Genomic DNA, 7,555 nt, shown 5'->3' on the forward strand with positions numbered 1-7,555 from the left:
GACAATTGACGTATTATACCCCACTCATGGAACGCAGGCAGGCGCACAGGCACAGTTTAACCCATATACCCATACATGGACGGTGTGGACGAACCTAGGCACTTGTCGCACATTTAATACAGTAACAGCATTTGCTAGATATATGAATGAGGTGTAAGGATATGACAAAAGCAGATTATAGCGACATCATAAAGAAAAACGAAGCTGTAGCTAAGCACCGCAAATTTATTACAACAAAAAACGGAAAAATTAGAGGATTTCTGCAAGAAGATATTATTCTACTTTCTACTTCTGAAAGTGGGTTTAAAATGAATAAATTGGGATTTCCTGTAAAAATGACTGTTAGCAATGGCTTTGTGGAGCGTTGCCAAGTTAAGCAAGAAATCAAACGAGTACATAAAAGTTTAAGTGCACCAGAAGGAGTACGTTTATTATCTGAACTCGTTGAAAAAGATATTCGAGAAATAAAACCTAATTCGCCATGGGACGAATGGCATAGATTTTGGGCTTATGAAAACATCTATCAAATTGCCTTTAATCGTGGTGTCAGACAAGAACGACAACGTAAGAAACAACGTGACAATATCGGCGCACTAACAGGCAATGATATGCACGAATTAGCCCAGGCACTGAGTATTGATATAAATAAGCTCAATACGGCAGTACTTGAACTCACATCTAAGCAGAAAGGCGGTGTAGCATGAGGTCACGATACACACTCAAAGATTTACGCACTCTCAACCGCCTCAGCATCGAAGAACTCTCTTGTGAAACTTTGATACCAATTGAGACATTAGCAGGACTTGAAATTGACAGCTCATATATTGAACATAAAACATTAAGAACATTGGTTCAGTTTTACTCTATAGCAGCAGACTATATCTTTCTAGGTAATCAATCCGAGTTTGAAGCACGACAGCTTGATGAAATGATACGGCACACCCCACTATCAAGACGAATTTCTGCATTAGAGGTCTTAAAACTTGAAAAGAAATTGGGAGTGGACGAGTTTTCTCTTTACCAAGCAATTTTAGAATTATCCAAGGAGGGCGACAATGGGGTTGTTATCTGAACAAGCTGAGCAGGAACTCACTCAATCAGTTCTAAGTCGATTAGACAAGATGATTGATATTAAGCTGCAACAGGCAGACAAAATCAAATATAAGAAAAAAGCTGACTTGAAACGTAAGTTAAAAATCAATGAAAATTACTATCAGAAGCTGGTTAAAGCTGGCTTACGTGAAACCATTCTTGAAGACGGAGATCGCACAGTATGGGTGTCCGAGGAGCAATTTAACCAGCTCATGGATCAATTAGCAGAATAAAAGGGGGAGAAAATGGCACAAAGACGAATGTTTAGTAAAAAAATTGTTGAAACAGATATTTTTATAGATATGCCACCAACAGCTAAAATTTTTTACTTCTACCTAAATATGAGCGCGGATGATGACGGCTTTGTTGGAAATCCTAAAATAATAAAGTTAATCAGTGGAGCAACTGATGATGATTTTAAAATTCTTATAGCCAAGCAATTTATTATTCCATTTGATAGTGGAGTGATTGTTATAAAAGATTGGAAAATCCATAATTATATTGCAAAAGATCGATACAATGAAACACAATATCTAAAGGAAAAAAGCGAGTTATCACTTGAAAAAAATGGCTCGTATACAAAATGTATACAAGATGTCATACATTATGGAGACCCAGGTAAGGATAGGGTAGGTAAGGAAAGGTTAGGAGAGGATAGGGTAGGTAAGTCGAGTATATATAGAGAGTCTGGTATACCAGATGACAACCAGACTGCACCCCCAGATACAGAAAAAACAACCTCAGTAGATAACGATATCTTATTTAAAAATTATATGGACCTATTCATCAACTTCGCTAAAAAGAATATCAATAAAAGGTCACTAGCTCTACAAACATTTATTAAACTTTCAGAAATGGAAAAAAGTCAGATTATTACTGGTGCAAAGAATTATATTAACTTTTATAAGTCTGATCGCCCAGATGATGAAAGCGGACAATATAGTATAAATGCTTTTGAGTTCCTAGATAATGCAGTATTCAAGGAGTACCAAGTACCAATAAAACAGAATAAAGCTAATTCTCCTTTCTGTAAATATGATCCAAATGCTGATATTAACGACCCCGGGGGCTGGGGACCAAAAAAACCAGATAAAACACTGAATACAGATATCAATGATCGAGGGGGCTGGTAAATGGAAAATCTCGCAAAAGGTGGACTGCTTGACCTTTCGCCAGAAACTGCTGAAAAGGTTGATAACGCGCGTGTAGGTGCAATTTCTAGAGTGATAACTGATGATGAGATACAAGATTTTATCTCTAAAAAAGAACTTTCTGATAATGTGATTGATACCAATATTAGTGAGTTAAATAATCATATTATCCAACGCTCTAAGCCAATCACTAAGGGATACAGCCCAGCCCTTAGGTCTTATGAAGGTATGGTTATCACTGAATATGCTAAAACCGCTAATCAGAAGCAGCAAGAACACGAGGAAAAGACTTCTGCTGTCCTTGATAGAAACAGTATCGTTGCAGACAAAGCCATGCTGAAAGCTAACTTTTCTAACTTTAAGTATTCCACTCCTGAAGAAAAAGCAGCTCTAAAAAAAGCCTGTGAGATAGCACGAAGATACCTTGAGGGCGAGGAGTTCAATACCATATTCAAGGGAGAAGCTGGTGCTGGTAAGTCTCATTTGGCTATGGCAATCGCGCAATGGGTAAATGACCAGGCACGACAACGCAGAGTAAACAAGCGTATCTTATTTCTTGACGTCAACGAGATGTTCCGAAAATTAAAAGCAGGTTTTAATAAGCCTCATACCTACTGGACCGAAGAAAACGTAATGACGTTGATACGTAGCGCAGACCTTGTTATTTTAGACGACCTAGGCAGTGAAAGCTCATTCAATGGGAAACAAGCCACCGAATACGTACAGCAGTTTCTCTTTGCCATAGTCAACGCACATCACAGTATTATCACTACTACTAATCTTGATGATCCAGGAACTGTCTACAATCCAAAAATAGTAAGTCGATTAAAGCGGAACTCGAAAGACAGTGTCATTAATTTTAATGGAATTGAAGATAAGCGCTGAGAGGACATATAAGGCTATTTTTAGAGCCTAATATCTTCCCTAGTATAATTTACCCAAAAGCAACTTTAAAAGGTTGTTTTTGGCGCTTATATGGCTCACGTACAAATTAAAACGATAATTAAGAATAAACTTATGAAAATAAATAAACAAGAAATGCTGGATCAACATAAAGATGAAATTATAAATCTTTATCTCGTGGAGCGAAGGACACAAACCCAAATAATCAAGCAGTTTGGAATATCTAAAAGTAGTCTTTATAAATTTCTAAATCAAAATGGCATAAAAAAGCAAAGCATCCCAGACATTGAAGCACCTCCTAAAGCAACAATAAAAAGGCTAGGCGAAAAATTTGATGTCAAAATATATAAAGAACCAAAAACAAATTATCATTACATCACTGGAATACATGACCACGGCTTTCAAGTTCGAGAATATATAGCTAAAGAATTTAAAGATAGTTACGCAGCACTACTTTATATTATCCCAAAAGGGTTTGAAAGCAAGTTTTCTAAAGTTATAACCAAAAAGAATCTCATTTACCCAGATACGAAAGATTAATTTTTTTAGTCTAAGTGAGAAACGTGTGACTGCAGGACACTGATAAGCGATACTCGCCCAAATTTACGTTTTAAAACTTATTTAGACATGTTATACCAGACCGACTTTTAAACGCTAAAATAGGCGAAATATAGCCATATACGCACGCGCTACCGATATCCAAACCAGAAAGGCATAATCATGAGAGAACGCGATCCAACAAGAAAGGTGTCCCCAAAAGTGGGGCGAGTTGAAAAGAATACGTTGAAAATAGAAAAGGATACCAAAAAATGACAGATATTATTAAATTTAATCAAGAACACACAGAGCAACCACAGGAAAACATAAAATCAATTATCAAAGATTTGCAAGACATGACTTTTAAAGCTCACGAACTTTCAGCAGGAGATCTCGAAGTATTCGGCTCATTGGTAAGTGAAGAGCTTGACCGTCTTTTTGAACTCTTAGGAATGACAGAGTTAAGCATCACTGCAGAAGTTAAGGAAGCATTGCCAGCAACCACAATTAAAGAACAGCTACAAGATATTTATAGCTTGAATGACTCCATGATTACAGGCAATCCGTACCATATTCCTACTTATGATGACGGTACAGTGATTAAACAGTCAGATTTGGCAGACATGAATATGAATGCTTTAGACTTAATTGCTGAGCTGTTAGGCTTTGAATTAGAAGAGGGTGCAACTCAATTGGTACAGCCACAGGCAGAGAAACCAGTAAGCGAAATGACAGACCAAGAAATTTACGACAGCCTACCCGTAGAAGATAAGCTCAACGTGGATATGTTGAATAAACTCCATGAGGTTCAAAACCATGTTTTACGCAGCGGACAGACTGCGGTAAGTATGAACCAAGTACAAACAGCTATCTCTATTCTTGAGGGTAGTCTAGGTGTCATGGGACGAGTAGAAGAATAAAGTTAGGAGTAATCAATATGCGAAAAAGAGATCCAACAGCAATACTTTTGCTGAAAAAAGTTTAAAACTAAATAGAATACGGAGAAAATACAACAATGGCAATTACCAAAGAAATGAAAACCAAAATGGCTAAATTAGAGGCTGAAAATAAAGCATTGAAAAAACAAAAATCTGAGCAGCAAAAAGCGAAAGCTGAAGCAAAAAAACTACCTGCATTTATGCAGCCTAAAGCGAAATACTAGAAAGGCGCGAGCATGATAACATTTAAAACTAAAACAGGATACTCAGTACCGATTAAAGAATACGATAAAATCCAAAATAAAAATCTTACTGAAATCAAAGAAAATCAGTTACAAATTAAAGATTTTGGCAAACTGACAGCATACTATCCAGAAGTCATTTTCAAAAATATCTCACGTACAAATGAAGACGGCTCTATTGACCTTATCATTGACCCAGGCGCAGCAAATGAGCTTAATACTGGTTTCTTACCTAAGCGCTCATACAAGGCCTTACGTATCAAAAAGCAAATGGGCTTGTTAGGCACTGAGAAATGGAAATATATCGAGACAGTACAATTATTCGAGAACGAAATTGTTAAAGATTTTTACGGTTCGTTACCCATTTCGGATATCGAGGAAATTCTAGAAATGACTATCAAAAAGAATATTCACTATCGGGATCATGCGGCTGCACTTTAAAAAGTTAAATACCCCAGTCAATTGACTGGGTTTTGTAGCTTAAATGACCGAAAATGACACAAAATAACATAGATTAGGGGGATTTATCCAATGAAAAGAAAGAATTTGCTGAAGCAGGCAAGCAAGAAATTTGTTACGAATGACAATGACGAAAGTAAATCTAATCCTACAATTATCTTCACGCATGATTACTCAGTAACCAGAGGCAACAAAGAATTTAGTTTTAAAAATATCACTACTCAAAAACAATGGGACGAGGCTAAACGTAAAGCAGGTCTAGGCTCAAAGCCTTTTGAATATGTAATTACTCTTGCGTTTGGTTGTGACACTAAAGAGGAAGACGAACGAGTTGAGAAACTGCTAGATAGATTAATTTTATAGAAAGGAGGCAATCCACATGGCAGGAAATACTAAAAAAGAAAAATTCATGCAGTGTCTTCTGACCGAAAGCACACGAGAAAAGGCAATAAAAAAAGCTGAAATCTCAGCTTCTACTGCTTATCGTTGGTTAAAAGACCCAGAATTCAATCAACAGCTCTTAGAGCTACGGCGCAGTATGATGTCAGAAGTTACTACCAGCTTACAGAGAAAAGCAATGGAAGCCGTCAACGTCCTATCTGAAATCATGAGCGATCAAGAAGCACCAGATTATGCGCGTATTAGTGCAGCAAAGTCTATACTCGACAATGCTTACAAGGGGCTTGACTTAGAAGATACTCAAGTTAGATTAGATATTATTGAGGAAGCAATGCAGGAGGCTGAGAAAAGCCAGTAGCACGCGCTTTTTGATGCTATAGTACAATTTCATCTAAAATACAACAGAATGCTCACAGCACGAAACTGTGGGTTTTTTGGTGCAAAACTTCCGTTTCTTCCGTCCCTAAAAAGAGAGGTAAAAAATTACCAGTCCTAATTTTTTTATTTTACTCAAGCCAAAAGTGGCTCGTGCTAATTTTAAAGATGTTGCTGAGGGAAAAAGTTCCTTGAGCTATTTTAAAATTTTTTCTGAAAATATTGATTTTGTGTGTTTGGACAAAAATGTCCATGTTAAAAATCAAGGTATGAACTTTCAGAAAGTTGAGGCGAGCGCAAAATTGCGCTGAGTGAACATTGCTGCAGCAAAGAAAATAGATCAAGTTTTGAACAAAAATGTTTAAAACCGAATATTGGTTTCCAAAAAAAGTGAAACCAATATTAAAGGGCGTACCTGTAAGTACACCCTTTGAGTCACCGTATAATAAGATTTATTATAAAATCACATTACATTAGATAGCATATAATGAGTTCCAACTAAACGTAGTTAAAAACGTAACTAGTTTTTGTCAGGGAATGTGCTTTATATCATAGATATACATTTTTTTATTATTAGTTTAGATATCCAAAAAGAGCATATATTACCTACCTACTTTCCTCCGAATAAACTAAGAAAACTAAAAGTGACAGGCAGACGATGCCTTACTGGTTTTATTTTTTCATAAAGTAACTGATCAGATTTTGTAAATTTATGTTTTTGAGATACGAGTTTTTCAAACCATTCATAAATATATTTTTCCGATTGCTCCTTAGTGAAACGTCCATCTTTAAGCATTTCTATTGCATTACCTAAAACGGAATATACATTTTGGCTAAGCAAGTCACTGTCCATAAAATGTTCTAACTCATATATAAAATTAATTGTCTTTTTATTCATACTTCCTTTTTTATTTTTCTCAACTTTTCAAGAAACTCATTATAATTTAATGATGTCATATAAACATCGTATGTATATACTTCAGAAAAATATTTATCAGCTTCTGATAAACTAGTTGGGTCTAGCTTTTCAATCCATTCTTCCAAGTATTGAAGCGTGCCTATTGTCTCCTCAATATTATTATTGATTTTTTGAAAAGCATTTGAAGCTATCTGATGGACGGTTGAGGAAAGGAGTTCACTAGATATAAAACTTTCTAAAGATTTTTGAATAAAATCAAAAAGTTTATAACGGTCACTCTTATTATATTGAGAAGAAGCAGAAATAAATTTACCACTAATACCTCTCAGACGTCTCAATTTTGCTAATTGAAATATAAGATTATGTTTTTCAATTTTACCATTATTACTCATTTGGAGTTCCTCCTTTACCATAAGGAGAATATGGAGGGATACCGTTCTTACTTTTATTTACTTTATCTAATGCTGCATCCCAACCTTGCCCTAAATTATTAAGACTTTCATCAATGTGGTCCCAAGGATTAATTACTGGAGAAGTATC

Annotated in this window: 13 protein-coding genes; 11 read left to right on the top strand and 2 right to left on the bottom strand. The window is 35.8% G+C overall.

Annotation, left to right across the window (positions count from 1 at the left end):
• Positions 1–146 precede the first annotated feature (146 nt).
• The 11 genes from LACDD01_RS04085 (at position 147) to LACDD01_RS04130 (ending at position 6,079) form a co-directional block, all read left to right on the top strand.
• Positions 147–704: a hypothetical protein gene (locus LACDD01_RS04085; RefSeq protein WP_231863377.1), complete on the top strand. Its 558-nt coding sequence runs from the start codon at positions 147–149 to the stop codon at positions 702–704.
• Positions 701–1,072 carry a hypothetical protein gene (locus tag LACDD01_RS04090; RefSeq protein ID WP_061413293.1) on the top strand — a complete coding sequence of 124 codons (372 nt, stop codon included), beginning with the start codon at positions 701–703 and terminating at the stop codon, positions 1,070–1,072. Before LACDD01_RS04085 ends, LACDD01_RS04090 begins: the two co-directional genes overlap by 4 nt.
• Entirely contained in the window at positions 1,056–1,325 is a 270-nt protein-coding gene (locus LACDD01_RS04095) for a hypothetical protein (RefSeq protein WP_061413296.1), read from the top strand. The genes LACDD01_RS04090 and LACDD01_RS04095 overlap by 17 nt, the downstream gene beginning before the upstream one ends.
• Before the next feature lie 12 nt (positions 1,326–1,337).
• Positions 1,338–2,225, top strand: a complete 888-nt coding sequence (locus LACDD01_RS11810; protein WP_156468489.1) for a phage replisome organizer protein — start codon at positions 1,338–1,340, stop codon at positions 2,223–2,225.
• Positions 2,226–3,128, top strand: coding sequence for an ATP-binding protein (locus tag LACDD01_RS04105; protein ID WP_061413298.1), 903 nt, complete (start codon positions 2,226–2,228; stop codon positions 3,126–3,128).
• Between the two features lie 132 nt (positions 3,129–3,260).
• Positions 3,261–3,686, top strand: a complete 426-nt coding sequence (locus LACDD01_RS04110; RefSeq protein ID WP_197458028.1) for a hypothetical protein — start codon at positions 3,261–3,263, stop codon at positions 3,684–3,686.
• A gap of 269 nt (positions 3,687–3,955) precedes the next feature.
• Positions 3,956–4,603 carry a hypothetical protein gene (locus LACDD01_RS04115; protein WP_061413302.1) on the top strand — a complete coding sequence of 216 codons (648 nt, stop codon included), beginning with the start codon at positions 3,956–3,958 and terminating at the stop codon, positions 4,601–4,603.
• Between the two features lie 95 nt (positions 4,604–4,698).
• A complete protein-coding gene (locus tag LACDD01_RS11815) occupies positions 4,699–4,845 on the top strand; it encodes a hypothetical protein (RefSeq protein ID WP_156468490.1) in 147 nt (48 codons plus the stop codon).
• Positions 4,846–4,857: 12 nt separating this feature from the next.
• Positions 4,858–5,304, top strand: coding sequence for a hypothetical protein (locus tag LACDD01_RS04120; RefSeq protein WP_061413304.1), 447 nt, complete (start codon positions 4,858–4,860; stop codon positions 5,302–5,304).
• A 90-nt stretch (positions 5,305–5,394) separates the two neighbouring features.
• Positions 5,395–5,685, top strand: a complete 291-nt coding sequence (locus LACDD01_RS04125; protein WP_061413306.1) for a hypothetical protein — start codon at positions 5,395–5,397, stop codon at positions 5,683–5,685.
• Positions 5,686–5,701: 16 nt separating this feature from the next.
• Positions 5,702–6,079, top strand: coding sequence for a hypothetical protein (locus LACDD01_RS04130; RefSeq protein WP_061413308.1), 378 nt, complete (start codon positions 5,702–5,704; stop codon positions 6,077–6,079).
• Positions 6,080–6,706: 627 nt separating this feature from the next.
• On the opposite strand, the gene LACDD01_RS04135 is transcribed toward LACDD01_RS04130, so the two are convergent.
• A complete protein-coding gene (locus LACDD01_RS04135; protein WP_061413310.1) occupies positions 6,707–6,994 on the bottom strand; it encodes a hypothetical protein in 288 nt (95 codons plus the stop codon).
• Positions 6,991–7,407, bottom strand: coding sequence for a hypothetical protein (locus LACDD01_RS04140; protein WP_061413312.1), 417 nt, complete (start codon positions 7,405–7,407; stop codon positions 6,991–6,993). Before LACDD01_RS04140 ends, LACDD01_RS04135 begins: the two co-directional genes overlap by 4 nt.
• Between the last annotated feature and the right edge of the window lie 148 nt (positions 7,408–7,555).

It is taken from the genome of Lactococcus sp. DD01, from assembly GCF_001578715.1.
GTDB classification, from domain to species: domain Bacteria; phylum Bacillota; class Bacilli; order Lactobacillales; family Streptococcaceae; genus Lactococcus; species Lactococcus petauri.